Origin of the sequence: Pseudoalteromonas carrageenovora IAM 12662 (assembly GCF_900239935.1) — a bacterium.
Lineage (GTDB): Bacteria > Pseudomonadota > Gammaproteobacteria > Enterobacterales > Alteromonadaceae > Pseudoalteromonas > Pseudoalteromonas carrageenovora.
The window spans coordinates 1,149,849-1,173,324 of record NZ_LT965928.1 but is presented as its reverse complement, the minus strand read 5'-3'; the positions used below and the strand labels follow the sequence as shown (position 1 = coordinate 1,173,324).

Genomic DNA, 23,476 nt, shown 5'->3' with positions numbered 1-23,476 from the left:
AATCCTTGAGTAAATTTTATTGTTAGCTAATAGCAAAAAGCCCCACTTTATTAAAGTGAGGCTTTAGTAGTTTATTACTAAAAACTTACGATTCTATTGCCAATAGTTCTACTTCAAAAATAAGCAGTGATGCAGGGGGTATGCTCCCTACTCGCTTTTCACCGTAGGCGAGTTGGTGCGGCACATAAAAAATGTATTTATCACCTGGGCTCATAAGTTGTAAGCCTTCGGTCCAACCTTTAATTACTTGGTGTAAACCAAAGCTAATTGGCGTTTTACGCTCTACTGAGCTGTCAAATACAGTGCCGTCAATTAATGTACCGTGGTAGTGCACGTTAACCATGCTGGTTGGGCTAGGTGTATTTTCACTTTCGCCTTTATGTAGTATTTTGTACTGTAAACCAGAGCTGGTTTCTATTACGCCCTGAACTTGGGCATTAGCTACTAGGTAGTCAGCTTCAATTTGTGCATTTATACCTGCTTGTTGCTTTGCTTTTTTACTATTTTGAAATATTAAAAAACAAAATATAACGATGATCACCGCTAAAATTATATTGATCATTTAGTGCTGTCCTCATCAAGCTCTGCCTCTTTGTCGTCTTCGCTATCGCCATTAACTATATCGGCAATATCTTTTAAACGCGCTAAAGCAATGCCGTTTACAGAATCCTCTGGGTATTCGCCATCAATAATATTCCCAGCTTCAATATCCATTAATAAGTTAAGTGCTTGGTCTACCGTTTCTACGGCGTAAATATTAAATTTACCGCGCTCTACCGCATCAAGTATTTCGTCATCAAGTACTAAGTTAACTTGGTTCGATTTTGGAATAATAACGCCCTGCTGGCCTGTTAAGCCGCGCATTTTACACAGCTTAAAAAAGCCTTCTATTTTTTCGTTTACACCACCAATGGCTTGCACATCACCATGTTGGTTAATAGAGCCCGTAAGCGCGATGGATTGGCTAATTGGTAAACTAGTAATGGCTGAAATAAGCGCACATAACTCAGCAAGTGATGCGCTATCGCCATCTATGTAACCATAGCTTTGCTCAATGGCTATGTTGGCGCTTAGCGTTAAACTAAAGTGCTGCGCGTATTTGTTACCTAAATAACCGGTAAGTAGCATTACCCCTTTTGAGTGAATAGCTTTACCAAGCTCGGCTTCTCGCTCTACATCTATTACGCCATCGGCGCCTGCATATACGGTAGCGGTTATACGTGCTGGTGTACCAAACGAAGTATCGCCAATGTGCAGCACTGTTAAACCGTTTACTTTACCAATTGCTTGGCCTTGTGTGGCAATAAGCGTGTGGCCTTCTTTTATATCGCTTAGCATGTTCTCGCTAATTTGGCCGGTGCGATACTGTTTGCCTTCAATAGCTTCATCAATATGATGCGCATCAACTAGCGTTTGATTATCTTGTTTGGCGTAGTAACTTGCCTCAGCAACAAGTTCAAGTACATCAGCAAAACGCGCTGATAATTTATTATGGTGCTCTGCTTGGCGGTAGCTAAATTTAAGTAAACGCACCATAGCGGCTTGCGTTGTTGTGCACTTTAAAGTTTGCTCGCAATACTGCGTTACTTTAGTAATAAACTGGTACTGTAGTTTATCGCTACTTGGCAAGTAATAATCAAAGTCGGCAAGCACTCTAAATAGTTCAGCAAATTCTTCGTCGTACTCACCTATGGTGTAGTAAAGCTCACGAGAGCCTAATAAAATAATTTTTACATCAAGCGGTATCAGTTGCGGGCGAAGTGTAAAACTACTGCCAACTGAGCTGTCTTGGTATGGTAAATCGTTTTTAATTTGGTGTGTTTTAAGTGAAAGCTTTAAACCATCCCACACTTGTGGGTTAGCCATTACTTTTTCGGCGTCCATAATTAAGTAACCGCCATTAGCACGATGCAAAGCACCTGGCTGAATTGAGCGGTAACTTGTTATAAGTGAGCCTTGCGAAGTTGAATACTCAATTTTACCAAATATATTGCCAAAGGTTGGGTTTGGCTCATATACCACAGGCGCTGCATCGTCTTCTTTAAACTCAACTAAAATGTTAGGTGCAAAAAAGTCCGTTAGCATGCCTTTGCGGTCAAAGTCTTCTTTGCTTTCTTCGCTTTCGTCTTCGTCGTCAAGCCACTCAAGTACCGCATCAATAATTTCTACACGGATATCTTTTAAATAACGCAGTACACCAATGTGGGTAGCGTATTTGTGTTCTAAATCTTTTAACAGCGGTTTTGTAGCTTGCTCTGCGGTCGACTTTTTAAGGTTACGTTGTTTTTCTTTTGATTCGCGCTTCCAACGAGGTAATTCAATGAGCGCTTCTATTAACGCATCTTCTAGCTTTTCTATTTTTTCAAAAAACTCTTCGCGTAAATTTTCTTCAAGCTCTGCAAATTCGTTATCACTTAATTGCTTGCCATCAACAAGTGGTGCAAAACCTACCGAGTTTTTTTCTTCAACTAATGCTACGCTTTGCTCAAATGCAGCAATTTCTACAGCGGTAATTGCGCTGTCATAGGCATCGTTAAATTCACGGTCGATAGATTTCTTTTTGCGTTGGTATGCAGGGTTGTCAAACGCTGCCGGAAAAGTGTCAAGCACTTCATCTAAAAACGAGTCTATGTCGTCGCTTAACTGTTTGCTTTGCCCTGCTTGCATAAATAGCGCAATAGGCTCGCGGTGGTCGTCGTAATTATTTACGTATAACCATTCGTTTGGCGTTGGACGGTCTTTGGCGTGTTGTTTAAGTTTATCTTTTACAAGCGTAAAACGACCATGTGCAGCTTCGCCCATTACATAAACATTGTAACCGGGCAATTCCATTCCTAATGAAAAGTCTAGGGCACTTTGGGCACGTTGCTGCCCTATAAAAGTAAGTTGCTCTGGGTATGGATTGCTCATACACGTGTTTACGTGATTAGTAGAAATACTCGGTGCGAGCTGTGAAACAGATAGTGGCAGCAATTTTTTCGTCATTCTAACTTCTTTTTTTACCAACATATTCGCTGGCTTTTGGGCGTATTAAGTGGCCTACAAGCCACTTAATACATATATTTAGGGTTGTAATGCCTTACGGCTAAAATAGATCCCATCACATTCAATACACGGAGTAATTTGTGTAGCGTGATAAATATCAAAACTATGGGTGCAATTCTTACATACTAATGTGCCCATGGCTATCCATTCGCCCACGTGATACACACCATTGTGCTTTAAATCTTGACTAAGGGATTGCCATTCAAGTTGGGTTTTGTCTTCTATGTGCGAGAGCTCAAACCACAACGACTCTTTAAGTTCTTGCCACGCAAGCGAATTATAGTGTGATTCGTTTTCTTGAACGTGTTCTATATCACGCTGCAAATAGCTTTTGTATAAAGCGTATCTTTCTTGGCCTAAGTCTTTAAGTGCTTGCTCAGATTCAACAAATCGAGTGACTGCGTCTTTTACTTCATGATCTTTTACATCTTTTAACCAATTAGTTAAATCGCTAAGCCATGTTTTATAATCTGCCATTTTATACTCCATCAAAATCAAGGGCGTGTTAGCCATTAACATAGATAAGTATAGGTTAACCTGAACTGAAAGTTAGATTTTAACAAAACCGTATTTATACGCTGTGATTAGGCGTTTATTTGGGGTATCCTATCGGCAATTTTTTATTAGTTTGCAAGAAGTCTGGAATCATAGATGCAAGAGCAATATAACCCGCAAGACATAGAGTCAAAAGTCCAAAGTTACTGGGAAGAAAACCAGGTATTTAAAGTCACCGAAGATGAGAGCAAAGAAAAGTATTACTGCCTTTCTATGTTCCCATACCCGAGTGGTCGACTGCATATGGGTCATGTACGTAACTACACCATTGGTGATGTTGTTTCTCGTTTCCAGCGCCTGCAAGGCAAAAACGTAATGCAACCTATGGGTTGGGATGCGTTTGGTTTACCTGCAGAAAACGCTGCTATTAAAAACAAAACAGCCCCTGCAAAGTGGACTTACGAAAATATTGATTACATGCGCAACCAACTTAAGCAATTAGGCTTTGGTTACGACTGGGATCGCGAAATTGCAACCTGTCACCCAGAGTATTACAAATGGGAGCAGTGGTTTTTCACTAAGCTTTACGAAAAAGGCCTAGTGTATAAAAAAATGTCTACGGTTAATTGGGACCCAGTTGATCAAACTGTACTAGCAAACGAGCAAGTAATTGACGGCCGTGGTTGGCGCTCAGGCGCTGTGGTTGAGCAAAAAGAAATCCCACAGTGGTTTATTAAAATTACCGACTACGCTCAAGAGCTTTTAGACGATTTAGACAAATTAGAAGACTGGCCTGAGCAAGTTAAAACCATGCAGCGCAACTGGATTGGTCGCTCTGAAGGGTTAGACATTGAGTTTACACGTACCGATAACAACGAAAAGTTTAGCGTATACACTACACGCCCAGATACATTTATGGGTGTAACTTACCTTGCTGTTGCCGGTGGCCACCCTATTGCACAAGAAGCCGCTAAAAACAGCGATGCTATTGCAATGTTTGTTGAAGAATGCAAAAACACCAAAGTAGCCGAAGCAGACATGGCAACAATGGAGAAAAAAGGCATTGCAACTGGCTTTTACGCAACTCACCCATTAACGGGCGAGCAAGTACCTATTTGGGTTGCTAACTTTGTATTAATGCATTACGGCTCTGGCGCGGTAATGGCAGTACCTGCACACGATCAGCGTGACTATGAGTTTGCAACCGCTTACGGCCTAGACATTAAACAAGTTATTGCACCGGTTGAAGGCTCTGAGCTTGAAGTAAACCTAAAAGAAGAAGCATTCACCGAAAAAGGTGTATTAGTTAATTCTGGAGAGTTTGACGGCCTTGATTTTGAAGGCGCGTTTAACGCTGTTGCCGACAAACTAGAAGCGCTAGGTGTTGGTGAGCGTAAAGTTAATTTCCGTCTACGAGATTGGGGCGTTAGCCGCCAGCGTTACTGGGGGTCACCAATCCCAATGCTTAGCGATGAAGATGGCCAAGAACTTGCTGCAACTGAAGATATGCTACCAGTTCGCTTACCAGAAGACGTGGTAATGAACGGTGTTACATCGCCAATAAAAGCAGACCCAGAATGGGCTAAAACAAAGGTAAATGGCGCACCAGCATTTCATGAAACGGACACCTTCGATACCTTTATGGAATCGTCTTGGTATTACGCGCGTTACTGTAGCCCACGTTACGACGAAGGCATGTTAGACCCTGCTGCCGCAAACTACTGGTTACCTGTAAACCAATACATTGGTGGTATTGAGCACGCAATTTTACACTTATTATACTCACGCTTTTTCCATAAATTATTACGTGACTTTGGTTTAGTAGATTCAGACGAGCCGTTTGATCGCCTACTTTGTCAAGGAATGGTACTTGCCGAAACGTTTTATCGTAAAGATGAAAAAGGCGGCGATGTATGGATTTCGCCAAGCGATGTAAATACCGAAACCGACGATAAAGGCCGCGTAACTAAAGCATGGCATAAAGAAGACGGTGAGCCGGTATTCTCATCAGGCATGAGCAAAATGTCTAAGTCTAAAAACAACGGTATAGATCCACAACAAGTAATTGCCCAATACGGTGCAGATACAGTGCGTTTATTCATGATGTTTACAGCACCACCAGAGCAAACACTTGAATGGTCAGACTCAGGCGTAGAAGGCGCACACCGCTTCTTAAAACGTGTATGGAAATACGCTGTAGACGTTAAAACAGTTGGTTACCAGGCACTTGATAAATCGGCGCTTACTAACCCGCAAAAAGTACTTCGTCGTGAACTACATAAAGCCATTGCTAAAGTGAGCGATGATGTTGAGCGTCGTCAAACGTTTAACACCGCTATTGCTGCCATTATGGAACTGTCTAATAAGTTATTAAAAGCACCATTAAACGACACCCAAGATGTAGCGATTGCCAATGAAGCGCTTGAAGCATTAATTATTATGCTTGCACCAATTACGCCGCATTTATCGCATGAGCTTTGGAAAGAGCTTGGTAAAGAAGGTGAAATTTTAGATGCAGCATGGCCAAAAGTTGACGAGTCTGCCCTTGTTGAAGATGAAAAACTCATCATCGTACAAGTAAACGGTAAACTTCGCGCTAAACTAACTGTGCCAGCAGATGCAACGCAAGAGCGAGTAGAAGCACTAGCTTTTGCAGAAGCTAACGTAACTAAATTTACTGATGGCGCAACCATTCGTAAAATTATTTACGTACCAGGCAAACTTCTTAACGTGGTAGCTAACTAAATGGTTAGCTTTAACGCCATTAAAAACACATTAGCCTTAGTGCTAATGTGTTTTGTGTTATCTAGCTGTGGCTTTCATTTAAAGAAAGCCTCTAGCCTTCCTGATAACCTTAAAACGCTCACACTCAAAGGGGATGACGAAAAATCTACTTTATTTGCAGCTCTTAAAAATGAGTTAAAAGCGAGTAATGTTGAGCTAAAACCGTCAGCCAAAGATATTGCACAGCTCTACCTTCGTAAAGAAAGCATTGAACGTCAAACTCTGTCGTTGTTTCAAAATGGTCAGGTTGCTGAATACGAACTTGCTTATGGCGTAACTTATATCGTTAAACGCCCGGGCGAAAAAGCCATTGAAAAACGCTTTGAGCTTTATCGTAATTACCAAGACGACCCTGATCACGCACTAGCTAAAGCAAAAGAACTTGAACTTCTTATTAGCGAAATTCGTGACCAAGCAAGCCGTCGTATTGTTAGAGAGCTGTCACAACTATAATGCGCTGTTACGCTAATCAGTTAACCAGTGAATTAAAAAAAGGCTTAAAACCCTTTTACTTAGTGTTTGGCGAAGAGCCCTTTCAAGAAGCGCAATGCGTACAACAAATTCGAGACGCTGCTAAAGCCCAAGGCTTTGATGAAGTAATTAAGTTTACTTTAATGCAAGGATTTGATTGGCAAGAAATTATAGCTCAATATCAAAGCATGTCTTTGTTTAGTGCACGCACTATTATTGAGCTTGATTTAAACCAACAAAAGCCTGGCGTAGTTGGCAGCAACACCTTCAAGAAAGTTATTGAGCTAATAAATCCCGACACACTATTAATTATCAAAGGTGCTAAAGCCAGCCAAGAAGTACAACGCGGTGCATGGTTTAAAGCCTTAGATAAACACGGTGTATTTGTACCTTGTTATCCGCTTACTGGTAGTCATTTAAAACGCTGGTTAGATGATCAAGTTAATCGCCTGTCTCTTAATATGCAAAACGATGCAAAGATTAGTTTAATTAACGCTACTGAGGGCAATTTATTAGCGTGTTTTCAGGAGCTAGAAAAGCTTTCGCTGTTACACGGTAACGCTTTAATAACCCAGCAGCTGGTAATGCAAGGCCTGCTTAATCAAGCCAAGTTTGATATTTTTGATTTAAGCGATGCTCTTTTAAATGGGCACGCTAAACAAGCGATTAAAGTACTTAATAAATTAGCCAGCGATAATACCGAAGTGGTGAGTATTTTATGGGCTATAAATAAAGAACTTAACACTTTAATGAGTGTGCAGCTTGGGCTATTAAATGGCGAACCTATTGCTAACTTATTTAAGCAAAAAGCAATTTGGAAAAACCAACAAGGCCCAGTACAAAACGCCATAAACCGATTAAACATCCAAACCCTTGAACATATCAGTAGCGAGCTTGCGTTGTTTGATTCAAGCTACAAGCAAGGTAATTTAATTGCGCCATACCAAGCGCTTGCTCATATTTGCATTAAATTTTGCCAGCCGCTTGATATTCCTATGCCTTGTCACGCATTAAATTAAGAAACTTAAAATGATTGCAATTTTTGGTGGCACCTTCGACCCCGTGCATTTAGGCCACATAAATATGGCCAAGCAATGTGTAAAAGCATTTAATTTAAATACCTTGTACTTTATGCCTTGTGCTTTGCCTGCGCATAAAACCGCGCCGGGTATTAGCACCGAGCACCGTATAAATATGCTCAGTGTGGCAATTGCTCCTTATTCATTTTTTCAACTTGATTTAAGAGAGCTAAATCGAAGCGGCCCATCGTATTCGTTATTAAGCTTGCAAGAAATAAGAGCTGAGCACCCAACTACACCAATCATATTTTTAATTGGTATGGACTCATTTAATAACCTTGATAAATGGTACGAATGGCAAGCCATAACACAGCTTTGCCATATTGTTGTTTACGAGCGCCCAGAGCAAACGGTTAACCCTTCTGAGCATCTTAAAAACTATATGCAACACGCGCAAGTAAATAAGGCGCATGCACTTGAGCAAGCCCCAGCAGGTAAACTTTATTTTTTACCTGGGGATATGTTTGACGCTGCCTCAAGCGTGATTCGTGAGCAACTTAAAAAAACCAATAAAAAGAATGAACTATTACCTAACTCCGTCAGTCATTACATTGGGCAACACCAGCTCTATCAAAGTGATGATTAAAACCCCTTAGCGTGTTAAAATGCGCGCTATTAAATTTAATATTGAGACAAAACCTTGGATTCGAAACAACTTCTTGCCTTTGCACTAGATAAAATTGACGATATGAAAGCACGTGACATAGTTCATATTGACGTAAGCAAATCATCAGACATCACAGATTTTATGATTGTGTGTTCTGGTACTTCTAAACGTCACGTTTTATCAATTGCTGATCATTTAGCAAAAGAAGCTCGTCATGCAGATGCAGAGCCTCTAGGTTATGAAGGCCAAAGCGATGGTGAATGGGCGCTTGTTGATTTAGGTGATGTGGTTGTACACGTGATGCAAGACCAAGCACGTAGCTATTACGATCTAGAAAAACTGTGGGGCTAAACTCCACTATTTTTTAATTGAGCTTGGAAGTAATACGTGAAAATACAAATGATTGCTGTTGGTACAAAAATGCCAGCATGGGTAGAAACCGGATTTACAGAATACCAGCGCCGTTTTCCTAGAGATATGGCACTAGAACTGATAGAAATTCCGGCAGGCAAACGCGGTAAAAATGCGGATATAAAACGTATTTTACACATTGAGGGAGAAAAAACCTTAGCCGCTATTCCTAAAGGCAATCGGATTGTTACACTGGAAGTGACAGGTAAACCACTTGATACCCACCAGCTTGCAAAAAGTATGGAAAAATGGCAACTCGATGGCCGCGATGTAAGTTTACTTATTGGCGGACCAGAAGGACTTGCTCCAGAGTGCATTGCTGCCTCGGAGCAAAAATGGTCGTTATCTAATTTAACATTACCGCACCCTTTGGTGCGCATTATTGTTGCAGAAAGCCTCTATCGTGGCTGGAGCTTAAATAACAACCATCCTTATCATCGCGAGTAAACCTTGCCATGTTGAAACAAAGACCCACTATTCGCGACCACTCAGCAGGGGCAAATTTATTTGCACGGCGTGCATTTGTGGGTTTTGTATTTGTATTAGGTTTAGTGGCTATTTTGCTTTCAAACCTATACACCATTCAGGTAGAAGACCACCAAGATTACCAAACCCGCTCTAACGACAACCGCATTAAAGTAATTCCTATTGCCCCCAACCGTGGCCTTATTTACGATAGAAACGGTGTACTTCTGGCTGAAAACAAACCAGTGTATAACCTTGAGGTTATTCCTGAAGAGGTGGACGATTTAGCCAAGTCACTTGAGCAAGTTAGCAAAATAATTACTATTACTGATCAACAAAAAGAAGACTTTTTAAAAGACATAAAACACACTCGCCGTTTTAAATCACAAGTACTTAAAACCCGTTTAAACGAGTCTGATGTTGCTAAGTTTTCGGTTAATCAGCATAAATTTCCTGGCTTTAGTATTGAAGCCCGCCTAGCCCGTTACTACCCTTACGGCGATACACTCACCCATGCGCTAGGTTATGTAGCAAAACTAAACCGTAAAGAGCTTAATAAGCTTGAGCAAGAAGACCAAGCAACCAATTACCGTGCTACGCACGACATTGGTAAACTCGGTATAGAAAAATATTACGAACAACTTTTACATGGTCAAGTTGGCTCACAGCGTGTTGAGGTAAATAACCGTGGCCGTGTAATTCGCACCCTAAGTATGACCCCACCACAACCGGGTAGCGATATAGTACTTACCCTTGATATTGGCTTACAACAAATTGCTCAGCACTCTTTAAAAGATATGCGTGGTGCAATTGTAGTTATGGATGCAAAAGATGGCGGTGTACTGGCGCTGTACTCAAACCCAAGCTACGACCCTAATTTATTTGTACACGGTATTAGCAGCAAAGATTACAAAGCATTGCTTAATCCAGACCGCCCTTTAATCAACCGTACTACACAGGGGCGATATGCACCGGCCTCTACTGTAAAACCTCATATGGCTATACTCGCGCTTGAAGAAAACATAGTGACAGAGTCAACGTCGGTGTGGGATCCGGGCTTTTTTCAAATCCCTAATGTTGATCACAAATGGCGTGACTGGAAACGCTGGGGACACGGACATGTTGACGTATACAAAGCGATTGAAGAGTCGTGCGATACTTACTTTTACGATGCGGCCTATCGCCTAGGTATTACAAAAATTAGTAACTTTATGGCGCGTTTTGGGTTTGGGGATCTATCGGGAATAGATATACACGAAGAAACTACTGCAATACTGCCATCAAAAGAATGGAAAGAAGGCCGCTTTAAAGAATCGTGGTGGCGCGGGGATACAATTTCTGTAGGCATTGGACAAGGTTACTGGACAGCTACACCCATTCAAATAGCAAACGCGACCAATATTTTAGTTAATAAAGGCATAAACCATCCGCCACATTTAGCCCAAGTGGCTAAAAAAGAAGATCAAGTTACACAAATTAATGGCGAAGAAAAACCACCTGTTGTATTAAATAATCCAGATCATTGGCGTATAGCGCTTGATGCTATGCACAATACCGTTAAAAAAGTAACAGGTACTGCGCACCGTGCATTTAAAGGCGCTAATTACGACCCTGCGGGTAAAACCGGTACGGCCCAAGTGGTCAGTATTGCCCAAGGTGAGCGTTATGATGCAAAATCACTAAAAGAGCGTCAACGAGATAACGCTATATACATTGGTTTTGCACCGTATAACGATCCTAAAATTGTCGTATCTATTGTGGTAGAAAACACTGGTGGTGGTAGTTCAGTAGGCGCCCCTATTGCGCGCCAATTAATGGACTATTATTTTGCAGCTAACCCTATTGAGCCTGCAGGGAAACAACAATAATGACTGCATTACACGATAAACGCTCTATTTGGATGCGAATGCACCTCGACTTGCCATTACTCATTGCTTTATTAGTTATGATGGCAGGCAGTATAACTATTGTTTACAGTGCCAGCGGCCAAGACACCGCAATGATGCTCCGCCACATGACTCGTATGGGCGGCGCAATAATTGGTATGGTAATACTTGCCCAGTTTTCACCTGCTACGCTCAAGCGTTTAGTTATTCCGCTTTATTGCGTAGGCTTACTTATGCTGGTTGGCGTGCTTTTATTTGGCGTAAGCTCCAAAGGTGCACAGCGCTGGTTAAATTTAGGGATCACCCGTTTTCAGCCATCAGAATTAATGAAGCTCGCGGTTCCTATGATGGTTGCTTGGTATATAGGTCGAAACCATTTACCACCTCGCCCACTGCATTTAATTATTGGCTTTGTAATTGTTATGTTGCCAACACTATTAATTAAAGAGCAACCCGATTTAGGAACCTCAATATTAATTGCAAGTTCTGGGGTTTTTGTATTGTTTTTATCGGGCTTGAGCTGGCGCTTAATTGGCTTTTTAAGTTCTATAGTTGGGCTCGCTGCCTGGCCATTTTGGCACTACGGTATGCACGATTATCAAAAACAGCGCGTACTAACCTTTTTAGACCCTGAGAGTGACCCGCTTGGCTCGGGGTATCATATCATTCAATCTAAAATAGCTATTGGTTCTGGTGGTGTAGAAGGCAAAGGCTGGTTGCAAGGAACGCAATCGCAGCTCGAGTTTTTACCAGAGCGCCATACCGATTTTATATTTTCGGTTTTAAGCGAAGAGTTTGGGTTATTTGGTGTATGTGTATTACTCAGCCTGTACTTATTTATTATTGGCCGAGGTTTATACATTGCTGTAAACGCACAAGATGCGTTTGGTAAGTTACTAGCAGGCGCCCTAACGCTCACATTTTTTGTCTATATTTTTGTAAATATAGGCATGGTGTCGGGCTTGCTGCCCGTTGTAGGTGTACCGCTTCCACTAATTAGTTATGGCGGCACATCAATGGTGACGTTAATGGCCGGATTTGGCATTATTATGTCGATTGCGACAGATAAAAGGATGCTTTTAAAATAATGCGACACTCAACTAAGCTTTTATTTATTACATCATTAATACTTCTTTTAAGTGCATGTAGTAGTGGCCCAAGTAGCCGCTATAGTATGCGCCATGACGCAGCACCGCTTAGAGCCCCTACAACTCTTGAAATGCAAGATGCGGTTGTGGTTGATGTTAAAAAAAGTGCCAGTGCGAGTCGCTCATACGAAGTGCTAGGTAAACGATACAGCCCAATGCTCGATGAAACAGGCTATAAAGAAGAAGGGATTGCATCGTGGTATGGCCGAAAGTTTCATGGCTATCACACTTCAAACGGCGAAACATACGACATGTTTGCCATGACTGCTGCTCATAAAACACTGCCACTACCGAGCTTTGTACGTGTAACAAACACTGCTAATGGTAAATCAGTTATAGTACGTGTTAATGACCGTGGACCATTTCATGATGATAGAATTATAGACTTATCTTACGCAGCCGCTTACAAACTCGGCTACTACAATCATGGTACAGCCAAGGTTAAGTTAGAGGCCGTTACGCTTGCAGAATCAGCCGCGCGTCAAACGTATATTCAAGTAGCAGCAGGAAGTACACTTGCTAATGTAGAAGCGCTTGCCAGCACATTGCGTGCTCAATACAAATTACCAACAAATATCGTGCAAAAAGATGCTATTTTTAGATTGCATTTAGGGCCAATAAAAGACACCCAACATGCCGATCAGGTATTAAAAAAATTAAAACAAAATCAATTTCAAAACGCGTTCTTGCTTTACACTCAGTAAGACTAATACCCAAACCAGCCCAAGATGCTCGCATCTCGGGGTAGTTTGGGTATAAAATGGCATAACGCGAATTTTTAACTTTAACCATTAATGAGTATGATGAAATCTATTAAACATAAAATCCTCAAAGGTGTATGCGGCTTAGTTTGTACAGCCGCCGTATTTTCAGCCAGCGCCCAAATTATTCCGGCACCACCTCAAATTAATGCAAAAGGTTATTTTTTAGTAGACTTTACAACTGGTAAAGTAATTGCTGAGGGTGAAGCAGATACACAACTCGCACCTGCAAGCTTAACTAAAATGATGACCAGTTATGTAATTGGCACCGAAATTAACGCAGGTAATATTGCCCCTACCGATATGGTAACGGTAAGTGAAAAAGCATGGGCTAAAAACTTCCCTGAATCATCTAAAATGTTTATTGAAGTAGGTAAGCAAATTAGTGTTGATGAGCTTAACCACGGTATTATTATTCAATCAGGTAACGATGCGTGTGTAGCAATGGCTGAACACATTGCAGGTAGCGAAAGCGCCTTTGCTGATTTAATGAATGCCCACGCTGCTAAATTAGGTATGAGTAATAGCCACTTTATCAACAGCCACGGCCTTGATACTAACGAGCACTACACAACACCACGCGATATGGCAACGCTTGGCGCTGCACTTATTCGTGATGTACCAGACGAGTACGCACTTTATAAGCAAAAGTCTTTCACTTACAACGGTATTAAACAGTACAACCGTAACTCATTATTATGGGACGAAAGCCTAGATGTAGACGGTATTAAAACGGGTCACACATCAGAGGCAGGCTATAGTTTAGTTACTTCTGCAACTAAAAACGATATGCGTTTAATCGCTGTTGTTATGGGCACATCAAGCGAACGTGCTCGTAAAGTTGAAAGCAAAAAACTACTTAACTATGGATTTCGCTTTTTTGAAACAATTACACCTTACAAAGCTGGCGATAGCTTTGCAGAGCAACGTATTTGGATGGGTAACAAAGAAAACGTATCTTTAGGTATTTTAGAAGATACCCCAATTACTATTCCACGTGGTCAGCATAAAAACCTAAAAGCTAACTTTGAGCTAGACAACACACTAGAAGCGCCACTAGCTAAAGGCACTAAAGTAGGCACTCTATTCTTACAACTAGAGGGTGAAGACATTGCACAATACCCACTAGTAACACTTGAAGAAGTGGAAGAAGGCAGCTTCTTTAGCAAAATTTACGACTACTTACGCTTACAAATTATGTAAACGTAAAAATAAACCCACAGTTGTTGGGTTGTTAAACAAAGCGCCTCTGTTATGAGGCGTTTTTTTTGCTTGAAAAATGCTAGAATGCGCCCCATATATGCAACACTGCTAATTGCCTATCTGTATTAAGCTTCGAGCTTTGCATAGAGTCCACACTTTTGTATGAGGAGTCACCGTCGTGGTTCAACCTGTTAAAGATACTAAATTTGATGAGTACCTAGAGTACCCTTGCCCATTCACATTTAAAATTATGGGTTTAGCGAACGTTAATCTAACAGATCAAATTCTAACTAAATTACAACCTATTGCTCCGGGTGATTACGCACCAAAAGTAAAACCTAGCAGCAAAGGTAATTATGAGTCTGTTACGCTAGTGGCTACAGTTACAAGCGGTAAGCACATTGAAGAAATTTACAACGTGATCAGCAATATCGATGACGTACGTCACATGCTTTAAGCCATAGTTGAGATTTGTTGTGAACGAAAACACCTTAATAGTTCGCCAGCTTGGGCGTCAGCGTTATATGCCAATTTGGCAAAAAATGCAGGCTTATACCGATACCCGCGATGACAATTCGCCAGACGAAATTTGGCTTGTTGAACACGACAGTGTTTTTACCCAAGGCCAAGCCGGTAAAGACGAGCACTTACTCGCCCCAGGCGATATTGAAGTGATTAAAGTTGATCGCGGCGGCCAAGTAACTTATCACGGCCCAGGCCAACAAATGATGTACGTATTATTTAATCTACGTCGTTTAAAAATTGGTGTACGTGAACTTGTTACCTGGCTTGAAGAGTGCATTATTGAATCTCTCGCTGAATACGGTATTGATGCATATGCAAAAGCCGACGCGCCTGGTGTTTACGTTAACGACAGCAAAATTGCATCATTAGGTTTAAGAGTTCGCCGTGGCTGCTCGTTTCATGGTTTAGCATTAAATGTTAACATGGACCTGAGCCCGTTTTTACGCATTAACCCATGTGGTTATGCCGGCATGAATATGGTGCAAACGAAAGAATTGAATGGTCCTCAAAACCTACAAAGCGCAGGTGAAGGACTGGTAAAACACATGATAAAGAAGCTTAATGCAACACAGGTTAAGCATACTGAAGGGTTTGAAAACGAATGAATAAACCAGTCAAAATGGAACCAGGTGTAAAACTACGCGACGCAGAAAAAATGGCGTTGATCCCCGTTAAAGTTTTACCAACAGAAAAAACTGAAATGTTGCGCAAGCCAGAGTGGCTTAAAATTCGCTTACCAAAATCAACAGAGCGTATCGACGGTATTAAACAAGCAATGCGTAAGCACGGCTTGCACTCAGTATGTGAAGAGGCTTCGTGCCCTAACCTATCAGAGTGTTTTAACCACGGTACAGCAACCTTTATGATTTTAGGTGCTATTTGTACTCGTCGTTGCCCGTTCTGTGATGTTGCCCATGGTCGTCCATTAAAACCTGATGCAGCAGAGCCTGAAAAGCTTGCACTAACAATTAAAGACATGAAGCTTAGCTACGTAGTAATTACCTCGGTTGACCGTGATGATTTACGTGATGGCGGCGCACAGCATTTTGCCGATTGTATTCGCGAAATTCGTAAGCACAACCCAACCATTACCATCGAAATTTTAGTGCCAGATTTCCGTGGTCGCATGGACCGTGCTCTTGAAATTTTAATTGAGACACCACCTGATGTGTTTAACCACAACTTAGAAACAGCGCCGCGTTTATACAAACTTGCACGCCCAGGCGCCGATTATAAATGGTCATTAGAATTACTTCGTCGCTTTAAAGAAGCACACCCAGAAGTAAAAACTAAATCTGGCTTAATGGTTGGTCTAGGTGAAGAAATTAGCGAAATAGAAGAAGTACTTCGTGATTTACGTGCGCATAACGTAGATATGCTTACTGTTGGCCAATACTTACAGCCTTCTAAGCATCACTTACCAGTTAAACGTTACGTGCCACCAGCAGAGTTTGACGGCTTAAAAGAGTATGCCGATGAAATTGGCTTTACTCATGCAGCCTCTGGCCCGTTTGTTCGTTCAAGTTACCATGCTGACCAACAAGCCGCTGGTAAAGAAGTAAAATAATTACTTTTTAATACGTATTAAAAAAGCCCTTATCAATTAAATGTTTAAGGGCTTTTTGTGGGTATTCTTCATCCATTCTCTCGGTCACTTTGTTAAAACGCCTTTTTTAATAACAAAATCGGCAAATCGTACCTGTTCTTCCTCGGCGCGAAGGCTATCGGTTTCTGCTATTGAGCGATAAACTCCCCATTTAGGGCGAGCAAAGTCATCATTGCTAAAACCACGCCACATATCTATGTTTTGCTCGCTTATATTAAATAGCTCTTCGTTATCACTTAAGCGAGTGAGGGTCATATCAAACTTACCTTCTTCGCTAAAAGTAGCTTGAACAAATACCGCTACCCATTCATCAGTAATGAGTGACCAGTCGGTTTCTATAAGGTTTTTATCAAGCCCAGTGCTGTTACCGTTTTTGTCAAAGCCTGCGCTATATCTCACTTGCAGCTGATTACCTGTACTGTTTTTTTGTGCACCCGAGAGCGTAATAATAGGTTGGTCGTCGTTGCCATTAGTGTTGTCGTTGCTATCGTTACGAGCTTTTATTTGAAAAAAATGACTGAACTTACTGCTCAGCTCAAGCTCACTAGAGACTTTAAATTTCCAAGTGTATTGTACGGTTTCGCCTTTAAAGGCAAGTGTTGCCGCGGGTGATTTATCATAAGCTTTTATTTCGTTGCGCTGGCGGTCGGTTGCGCCTTTGTCTTTATCCTGGTCATCATCGCGATGCGCTAAAAACACAAAGTGATTACCAATTATTGAGTCGGTATCTTCAATAATATGTTCAACACCTTGATGATTGCCGCTATATATATCGGGTGATTCAATTGAACCTTCACTAAAAGCATTTTCTATTAATTTATAAGCACTTAGCCCTGTATTAGCGCCATCAGCGTTAAGCACTGTCTCTTCGCTTACTATAAAATCGTCAGGGCCTGCAGTACCTATAATTGTTATAGACACTGTGGCAGTAGTACCATCAGCTGATGTGACAATCACTTCATCAAGTAAGGTTTCGCCTTCGCTTAGTGCACTAACAGTGGCATAGTCAACATTGACTGTATATGACCAATTTCCGTCCTCTGTTAAACTAAAAGAACCATAAGCTGTGGCGTTATTGTTCTGCGCTTTAAATACTGCTTCATTGGTTTGTGCATCTGTTATAGATAGTTCACCTGTTATTGCAATTTCTCGACTGCTTTCAATACTTACAGCTGTTTGACCGCTAATTACCGCGGCGCTTTGCGCTACAACCGATGCATTTACAGGCTCACTTTTAGACCCTGAGCTGCCGCACCCTACAGCTAAAATACCCAAAGAACAAACAGAAGAAATTGTTAAAACACGCAAGCCAAACTTTGACATAAACAACCAGCCCAGGTTAATGGTAAGTAAATAAAGTAAAATATAACTTACCAATTATTTGTTTTAATAACTAGATATTTATTACCAATTCGGCTTTATACTTTTAGGCTTAACTACTTCATAAAAACAGCTTTAAATGAGAGGATAAAAATAAAATTAGGTTAAAGCTAAGTTACTTGAGATAATCATTACTGAACCCATTATTTAGGTTAAATATGAAATTATTAGTTCGTAACTTGTCTCGTGCTACTACCGAGCAAGAACTTCGTACGTTGTTTGCAGCTCACGGTAAAGTGACTACTTGTAACTTAGTACTTGATAAAGAGACTGGCCAGTCAAAAGGCTTTGCCTTTGTTGAAATGCCAAATGACATAGAAAGCAAAAGCGCTATTAAAGCACTAAATCAATTAAGCGTTGATAAAAGCAAAATCCGTGTAAAATACGCAGATGAGTAATTAGCTGCTTGCTATATGTGATTAAAGCCAGCTATTTGCTGGTTTTTTATTTTTTCCATTTAGGTTTTGAGCTTGAAACCAAAAAGTTAAACCTGCGCTGGCCTGTCACACCTATCTTATTGAAGTAAGCACATAAAAGTTCGACATTACAACTGCTATTCATTTATATTAAAAGCCTATTTTAAAAAATAAAATGAAGACTATGGCCTCTACTCTTTTAAAAAGCGCTAGCCTAACCTTGCTAGTTGCACTCTTTGGCTGCTCAGAGCCTGCTAACGAATACTCTCCTCTAGAAACACCCTCTGGCGTAAGCCTAAATAACGTTAAACAGCATATTAAAACGTTAGCCTCTGACGACTTTCAAGGTCGCGGCCCACTTACTCATGGTGAAGTAAAAACTGTGGGTTACTTAAGCGAGCAATATAAAGCGCTTGGTTTAACAGGTGCTTATAAAGGCAAATACTTACAGCCAGTAAAAATGGCGATGGTGACGGCTAATCAAAATATGCAGTTAAATGTGGCTGATCTAAGCTTTGTTGCGGGTAAAGACTTTACCGCACGTACCGAGCAACTACAGCCAGTAGTAGATGTGCGAAGCTCTGATATTGTATTTGTGGGCTATGGTATTAATGCACCAGAATACGGTTGGAACGATTATAAAAACATTGATGTTGAGGGTAAAACGGTTATCGTATTGGTAAACGACCCTGGATTTGCAACTCAAAATGATGCGCTATTTACGGGTAACGCTATGACCTACTACGGTCGCTGGACTTACAAATATGAAGAAGCAGCCCGCCAAGGTGCCAAAGCGGTATTTATTGTCCACGAAACAGCCCCTGCCGCCTACCCTTGGGGCGTAGTTGAAAGTTCAAATACAGGTACTAAATACACCTTAATGGATAACAATTTAAACGCCTCAAAATTACCTGTTATGGGGTGGCTAACTCTTAATGCTACTGAGCAAATTTTTAATGCTGCAAAGCTTAACTATCAAGATTTGAAACAAAGCGCTCTAAATGATGGCTTTAAAGCCACATCACTTAATTTAAAAGCGGATCTTTCGTTTAAAAACGAAGTATCGCATGCCAAATCACATAATGTAGTTGCGCAAATTACTGGTAGCGAATCACCAGACGAGTACGTGGTTATAAGCGCACATTGGGATCACTTTGGTACAAAACAAACCGATAGTGGCCCTAAAATTTATAATGGTGCGGTAGATAACGCTTCAGGCACAGCTGCAACACTTGAAATTGCACGCATTATGAATCAAATCCATCAGCAAACACCGTTTAAACGCTCAATTATTTTTGCCAACTTTACCGCAGAAGAAACGGGGTTAATTGGCTCGCAAGAATTTGCCTCGGGTGCGGCTGTACCGACCAAGCAAATGGTAGGGCTATTAAATATTGATGGTATGAACGTACTTGACGGTACTGATTATATTTTGCAGTACAGCAAAGACTTATCAACAATGGAAAGCTATTTAGCAAAAGCCGCTAAAGCGCAAGGCCGCGTTGTTAAAATGGATCCTCGCCCGCAAAATGGCTTGTTTTTTAGATCTGATCATTTCTCTCTTTCTAAGCAAGGCGTTCCTAGCTTATTGTTTATGAGCCTTGGCGATACCGACCCTGATTACATTGCGCATAAATACCATAAAGAAGCCGATGATTACTCGCCAAAGTGGTCTTTAGGTGGCGTAAAGCAAGATATAGAACTTATTGTTGATATAGCTTCGCAACTTGCTAATAACGGTGACTGGCCTAAATGGACTAGTGACTCAGACTTTAAAGCAAAACGCGCACAAGATAAGCCATAATAAACAAGCTTAGCAGTTTTAATTTTATATAATAAAAATCCTCCTATTTGGAGGATTTTTGCTTTAATCGCGCGCGCATTAATAGGGTTTCAGCCTTAGCGCCTAAGTAAACATAAATAGCTAATGCAATTAAAAGCCCTACCACTGCTAACATCATCGCAATAGCCGGCATTAGATATTCAGCCTGCCCCAGCGCCGCTTTAAACATAGTTAATAGCGCCTCAATAGATATAGCGATTAGCACAGTAGATATAAACCGGGTAATGGTGCGCCGTGTTGATGAATGCCTAAAAATATCCTTGTGCATTAAAATTTCTTCTTCAAGTATCGTTTTACCTAAATCAAATACTGCTAATGCAAGCGTGATATAAATAATGATACTAAAGGGCTCTAAGGGATCTGATGATGTGTCTACATGAGTTAGTAATGCATATATATCGCTAAAAACAATGTTTAGCAAAAATAACACAAGGCCAAATAAGCATGCCACAATAACACCGTACCCTGCTTTAAAGTAAGGTGACATATTAGCGCGTGCAGTATCCCCCATAATAAACTCTATAAGCTGCGTTAAACTTACATCAACCACTAAATAGTGATGATTATTAATAGGTTTTTTAAGCTCTTTAATTGCCGATATACATAAATGATGCGTTGCAATCGAAATGTAAGGATCGGTAAAGCACACTGCATCATTCGCTTTTGATTGTAAAAAGTAAGGGCGCTCACTTAAATCTTGTTGGTTCCCGCTTGCGCCTAATTTTTTTGCATACGCGCGTTTAAAACATACATTATTGCCTTGCTGCAAGCCTTGTTCATTTAAGCAATATTGTAATTCTAAAAATGGATACTGCTTTACAAGATAACGAGTATCTCGCTCTTTAGTTAAGCCATCTTCAATACTTATTAAAATTGATTCGAGCAAGCTATGTATTACATGCTCATACTCGTGGTAACGCTCTACACTACTTATATAACTCATTCGCGCCATATTTTTACACTCATAGATTAACTCTGTAAGTAGCTAAGCAAGTTTAAAACCAAGTATTAAAAGCAAGTATATTCAATAACTTATATTTTAAATAAGCTAACGGTTGCACTCCTTTGGTGACAAATCAGATTAAATTCTTCTTTAACGCACAAAAAAAGCAGCTAAGTATTAATTACTTAGCTGCTTTGTGAGTATGACCGGTTAGGTTTTTAATGCTCTTAATATAGAGCTAATTATTGAACCTTTGAAAACTCTTCTTTAGATAACTCGCCATTTCCATCTGCATCTAATTGATCAAATAACTGCACTAGTTGAGAGTTAACTTTTGCTTCTTTTTTGCTAATAACACCATCGCCATCAGCATCAAAAGAGCTAAAATCTACCGCAGCAAAAGCCGCTGAAGAAGAAACAAGTGCCGCAAGAGCTAGCGTTTTATGTAGTGTTTTCATAATCATTTCCTTAGGCGTTAAGCCTGATTAATGGGTAAGAAGTCCTTTTCGAAGATCCTTTAGGAGTCGATTTTGTATCAATTAATATTCAAAAAAATCGTTTTCAGTTAGGCCATCATGACTTTGCATATTTAGTTGTTCCATCAATTGCTTTGTTTGCACTTCGTTTTGAGATTGTAAAGCCTGCTCGTGTGCATCAAGGGTTTTAAAATCTGTATTTGCAAATACCACTGATGATGAAACTAGTGTTAAAAGAACGAGGGCTGATTGCAGCTTTGTCATAATTAAATCCTTCAATTACATGCAAAATCTAAATAGCTCTAAAAATTTGCTCTATGTTGGTCACTATTCACTTCCTGGTTATTCTTTTTAATAGGCTCCCTGCCTATTTAGGTTGTCTTTGGCAACTCAGAATTTAGATCGCATCATAGAGCATTAGCTGGTTTTAACTTATGCCTTAGAAAACTCATCTTGTGATAACTCACCGTCTTGGTTTGTATCAAGTTCTTCAAATTGGCCTAAAAGTTCTGCATCTACTGATGCTTCGGCTAGGCTAACTGCGCCATTACCATCTACGTCTAACGTATCAAAATCTGTTGCTGCAAAAGCCGCTGATGAAGAAGCTAGAGCCATTAGTACTAATGTTGACTGAATTGTTTTCATAATCGTATTCCTTCATTGGGTTGTTGCGATTAAGGCCAGAGGCTTTCATCACGTTTTGCTAATTACATTTAAGATATTACAACTTCGATGCCATGTTTTATTTTTTATTTAAAAACATGCAGTTAAGCTAAAAACGTATCGACAAAGCATTACGACGGGAGTAATTTTGTTGCTTTCTAGCAACAGCATTCAGTAGGGTTATAAATACATCAATTTAATCAATAAGTTATGAGTAATAAAAAAGACACAATAAAGCTAATTACTAACTAGAATAGATAATTTAATGGTTATGAGAATAAACTTACTATGAACAGAAAAGTAAACGGAATTTAAAGCGTAAAGTTAATATACTTAAGCTATTGAAATATAGTGCTTTATAAATCATTTAAAAATAATTTATCGAGATTTTAAGGAATATTTAGAAAAACATGGTTTTGTTGCCAAATGGCGAATTTTATTTGGGCCGCTGTATTTAAAAAGAAATTTGCAAAGCCTAAGACCTATTAAATCTTCTTTAACATTATGTTTTTTGTAGGGAGTTTAAAATGCAGTACCACCGGTAAAAGCCTTTACTCAGTGGCTTTGCTTGTACAATAAATGTAAAGGTTGAATGCATAGAAGCTATTTCCAGCCTTGGCACCACTTTTGAGGGTCTTTTAAATCGCGCCAACTAATTGGGTATTGGTTTTTAGAAAATACCGACTCAGTAACACACGCAATTACATTAGCATCTTCGTCGTATTCAACTTCGACAATAATAAAGTGTTTTTCTTTATTAATTGCTAGTGTGGCGGTCCACTTACTATTAAGTAGTTTTTTTGGGTTTAATTTATTCATCATTTTAAATAATCGTTTTTTTAGTAATACGGCCTAATCCATTGTTTAGCTCAACACACAGCTAGGCCGTATTTATATTACTTCGCTAAGCTTAAGTTATTCAGCAATCAACTTACCTTTATACATTTGCATTTGGCAATGAAAGTCGTATTCGCCAGCTTTTAGTGCAGGCAAGGTGATTTTATTATCATCTCCCATTGCCAAGCTTTTGCTTATATCAAGCGCTGGAAATACAACGGTTTCGGCGCATGGCGCACTGTCTTTTCTATTAAAAGTAAGCGTGACTTGTTTATTGGCCGCAACTTTTATATTACCAGGCTGGTACACGCCGTTATCTACCACTATGGTGACTGTATTGTCATCAGTTTGAATTTGCTTTGGTTTATATAACCAAAACCAGTAAATAATGGCAGCTATTAAAATGGCGCCGAGTATATTAATCATCAACAT

25 protein-coding genes are annotated in these 23,476 nt (G+C 40.2%); 15 read left to right on the top strand and 10 right to left on the bottom strand.

Annotation, left to right across the window (positions count from 1 at the left end; genetic code table 11):
* Positions 1 to 85: 85 nt before the first annotated feature.
* From ALFOR1_RS05355 to ALFOR1_RS05345, 3 genes are all read right to left on the bottom strand, one after another.
* The gene (locus ALFOR1_RS05355) at positions 86 to 562 is read right to left on the bottom strand and encodes an FKBP-type peptidyl-prolyl cis-trans isomerase (RefSeq protein WP_104642294.1); all 477 of its coding nucleotides are present in this window, start codon (positions 560 to 562) and stop codon (positions 86 to 88) included.
* Positions 559 to 2,985, bottom strand: coding sequence for a Lon protease family protein (locus ALFOR1_RS05350; RefSeq protein ID WP_227006919.1), 2,427 nt, complete (start codon positions 2,983 to 2,985; stop codon positions 559 to 561). Before ALFOR1_RS05350 ends, ALFOR1_RS05355 begins: the two co-directional genes overlap by 4 nt.
* A gap of 78 nt (positions 2,986 to 3,063) precedes the next feature.
* A complete protein-coding gene (locus ALFOR1_RS05345; protein WP_058547530.1) occupies positions 3,064 to 3,522 on the bottom strand; it encodes a zinc ribbon-containing protein in 459 nt (152 codons plus the stop codon).
* Between the two features lie 174 nt (positions 3,523 to 3,696).
* On the opposite strand from ALFOR1_RS05345, the gene leuS reads away from it, so the two are divergent.
* From leuS to lipA, 13 genes are all read left to right on the top strand, one after another.
* Positions 3,697 to 6,285, top strand: a complete 2,589-nt coding sequence (gene leuS / locus ALFOR1_RS05340) for a leucine--tRNA ligase (protein ID WP_104642292.1) — start codon at positions 3,697 to 3,699, stop codon at positions 6,283 to 6,285.
* Entirely contained in the window at positions 6,286 to 6,777 is a 492-nt protein-coding gene (locus ALFOR1_RS05335; RefSeq protein ID WP_104642291.1) for an LPS-assembly lipoprotein LptE, read from the top strand.
* Positions 6,777 to 7,814 (top strand): DNA polymerase III subunit delta, encoded by a 1,038-nt coding sequence (gene holA / locus ALFOR1_RS05330; protein WP_104642290.1) that lies wholly within the window; start codon positions 6,777 to 6,779, stop codon positions 7,812 to 7,814. Before ALFOR1_RS05335 ends, holA begins: the two co-directional genes overlap by 1 nt.
* 10 nt (positions 7,815 to 7,824) lie before the next feature.
* The gene (gene nadD, locus ALFOR1_RS05325) at positions 7,825 to 8,460 is read left to right on the top strand and encodes a nicotinate-nucleotide adenylyltransferase (RefSeq protein WP_104642289.1); all 636 of its coding nucleotides are present in this window, start codon (positions 7,825 to 7,827) and stop codon (positions 8,458 to 8,460) included.
* Positions 8,461 to 8,514: 54 nt separating this feature from the next.
* Positions 8,515 to 8,832: a ribosome silencing factor gene (gene rsfS, locus ALFOR1_RS05320; RefSeq protein WP_058547434.1), complete on the top strand. Its 318-nt coding sequence runs from the start codon at positions 8,515 to 8,517 to the stop codon at positions 8,830 to 8,832.
* A 36-nt stretch (positions 8,833 to 8,868) separates the two neighbouring features.
* On the top strand, positions 8,869 to 9,339 hold the full coding sequence (rlmH, locus tag ALFOR1_RS05315; RefSeq protein WP_058547433.1) for a 23S rRNA (pseudouridine(1915)-N(3))-methyltransferase RlmH: 471 nt from the start codon (positions 8,869 to 8,871) through the stop codon (positions 9,337 to 9,339).
* An 8-nt stretch (positions 9,340 to 9,347) separates the two neighbouring features.
* Complete coding sequence (gene mrdA / locus ALFOR1_RS05310; RefSeq protein ID WP_104642288.1) at positions 9,348 to 11,225, top strand: penicillin-binding protein 2; 1,878 nt, start codon at positions 9,348 to 9,350, stop codon at positions 11,223 to 11,225.
* Positions 11,225 to 12,331, top strand: a complete 1,107-nt coding sequence (gene rodA, locus ALFOR1_RS05305) for a rod shape-determining protein RodA (RefSeq protein WP_058547431.1) — start codon at positions 11,225 to 11,227, stop codon at positions 12,329 to 12,331. The genes mrdA and rodA overlap by 1 nt, the downstream gene beginning before the upstream one ends.
* Positions 12,331 to 13,095 carry a septal ring lytic transglycosylase RlpA family protein gene (locus ALFOR1_RS05300; protein ID WP_104642287.1) on the top strand — a complete coding sequence of 255 codons (765 nt, stop codon included), beginning with the start codon at positions 12,331 to 12,333 and terminating at the stop codon, positions 13,093 to 13,095. Before rodA ends, ALFOR1_RS05300 begins: the two co-directional genes overlap by 1 nt.
* 99 nt (positions 13,096 to 13,194) lie before the next feature.
* Positions 13,195 to 14,355 carry a serine hydrolase gene (locus tag ALFOR1_RS05295; RefSeq protein ID WP_058547529.1) on the top strand — a complete coding sequence of 387 codons (1,161 nt, stop codon included), beginning with the start codon at positions 13,195 to 13,197 and terminating at the stop codon, positions 14,353 to 14,355.
* Positions 14,356 to 14,533: 178 nt separating this feature from the next.
* The gene (gene ybeD / locus ALFOR1_RS05290; RefSeq protein WP_058547429.1) at positions 14,534 to 14,812 is read left to right on the top strand and encodes a DUF493 family protein YbeD; all 279 of its coding nucleotides are present in this window, start codon (positions 14,534 to 14,536) and stop codon (positions 14,810 to 14,812) included.
* Positions 14,813 to 14,831: 19 nt separating this feature from the next.
* The gene (gene lipB, locus ALFOR1_RS05285) at positions 14,832 to 15,485 is read left to right on the top strand and encodes a lipoyl(octanoyl) transferase LipB (protein ID WP_104642286.1); all 654 of its coding nucleotides are present in this window, start codon (positions 14,832 to 14,834) and stop codon (positions 15,483 to 15,485) included.
* Positions 15,482 to 16,447: a lipoyl synthase gene (gene lipA, locus ALFOR1_RS05280; protein WP_058547427.1), complete on the top strand. Its 966-nt coding sequence runs from the start codon at positions 15,482 to 15,484 to the stop codon at positions 16,445 to 16,447. Before lipB ends, lipA begins: the two co-directional genes overlap by 4 nt.
* Positions 16,448 to 16,531: 84 nt before the next feature.
* Here the strand turns inward: lipA and ALFOR1_RS05275 are convergent, their stop codons facing one another.
* On the bottom strand, positions 16,532 to 17,809 hold the full coding sequence (locus tag ALFOR1_RS05275) for a VCBS domain-containing protein (protein ID WP_104643622.1): 1,278 nt from the start codon (positions 17,807 to 17,809) through the stop codon (positions 16,532 to 16,534).
* A 215-nt stretch (positions 17,810 to 18,024) separates the two neighbouring features.
* Between ALFOR1_RS05275 and ALFOR1_RS05270 the strand changes: the two genes are divergently transcribed.
* Both ALFOR1_RS05270 and ALFOR1_RS05265 read left to right on the top strand, forming a co-directional pair.
* Positions 18,025 to 18,264, top strand: coding sequence for an RNA recognition motif domain-containing protein (locus ALFOR1_RS05270; protein WP_058547426.1), 240 nt, complete (start codon positions 18,025 to 18,027; stop codon positions 18,262 to 18,264).
* A gap of 202 nt (positions 18,265 to 18,466) precedes the next feature.
* Positions 18,467 to 20,086: a M28 family metallopeptidase gene (locus tag ALFOR1_RS05265; RefSeq protein ID WP_104642285.1), complete on the top strand. Its 1,620-nt coding sequence runs from the start codon at positions 18,467 to 18,469 to the stop codon at positions 20,084 to 20,086.
* Between the two features lie 43 nt (positions 20,087 to 20,129).
* Here ALFOR1_RS05265 and ALFOR1_RS05260 read toward each other — a convergent pair whose 3' ends face one another.
* The 6 genes from ALFOR1_RS05260 to ALFOR1_RS05235 all read right to left on the bottom strand — a co-directional run bounded on the left by ALFOR1_RS05260 (position 20,130) and on the right by ALFOR1_RS05235 (position 23,476).
* A complete protein-coding gene (locus ALFOR1_RS05260) occupies positions 20,130 to 21,077 on the bottom strand; it encodes an EAL-associated domain-containing protein (RefSeq protein ID WP_104642284.1) in 948 nt (315 codons plus the stop codon).
* 233 nt (positions 21,078 to 21,310) lie between these two features.
* Positions 21,311 to 21,526, bottom strand: coding sequence for an EF-hand domain-containing protein (locus ALFOR1_RS05255; RefSeq protein ID WP_104642283.1), 216 nt, complete (start codon positions 21,524 to 21,526; stop codon positions 21,311 to 21,313).
* Positions 21,527 to 21,607: 81 nt separating this feature from the next.
* Complete coding sequence (locus ALFOR1_RS05250) at positions 21,608 to 21,808, bottom strand: hypothetical protein (RefSeq protein WP_058547422.1); 201 nt, start codon at positions 21,806 to 21,808, stop codon at positions 21,608 to 21,610.
* A gap of 168 nt (positions 21,809 to 21,976) precedes the next feature.
* Positions 21,977 to 22,189 (bottom strand): EF-hand domain-containing protein, encoded by a 213-nt coding sequence (locus ALFOR1_RS05245; RefSeq protein ID WP_104642282.1) that lies wholly within the window; start codon positions 22,187 to 22,189, stop codon positions 21,977 to 21,979.
* Positions 22,190 to 22,810: 621 nt separating this feature from the next.
* Positions 22,811 to 23,026 carry a TIGR02450 family Trp-rich protein gene (locus ALFOR1_RS05240; RefSeq protein ID WP_104642281.1) on the bottom strand — a complete coding sequence of 72 codons (216 nt, stop codon included), beginning with the start codon at positions 23,024 to 23,026 and terminating at the stop codon, positions 22,811 to 22,813.
* A gap of 96 nt (positions 23,027 to 23,122) precedes the next feature.
* Positions 23,123 to 23,476, bottom strand: a complete 354-nt coding sequence (locus ALFOR1_RS05235; RefSeq protein WP_104642280.1) for a cupredoxin domain-containing protein — start codon at positions 23,474 to 23,476, stop codon at positions 23,123 to 23,125.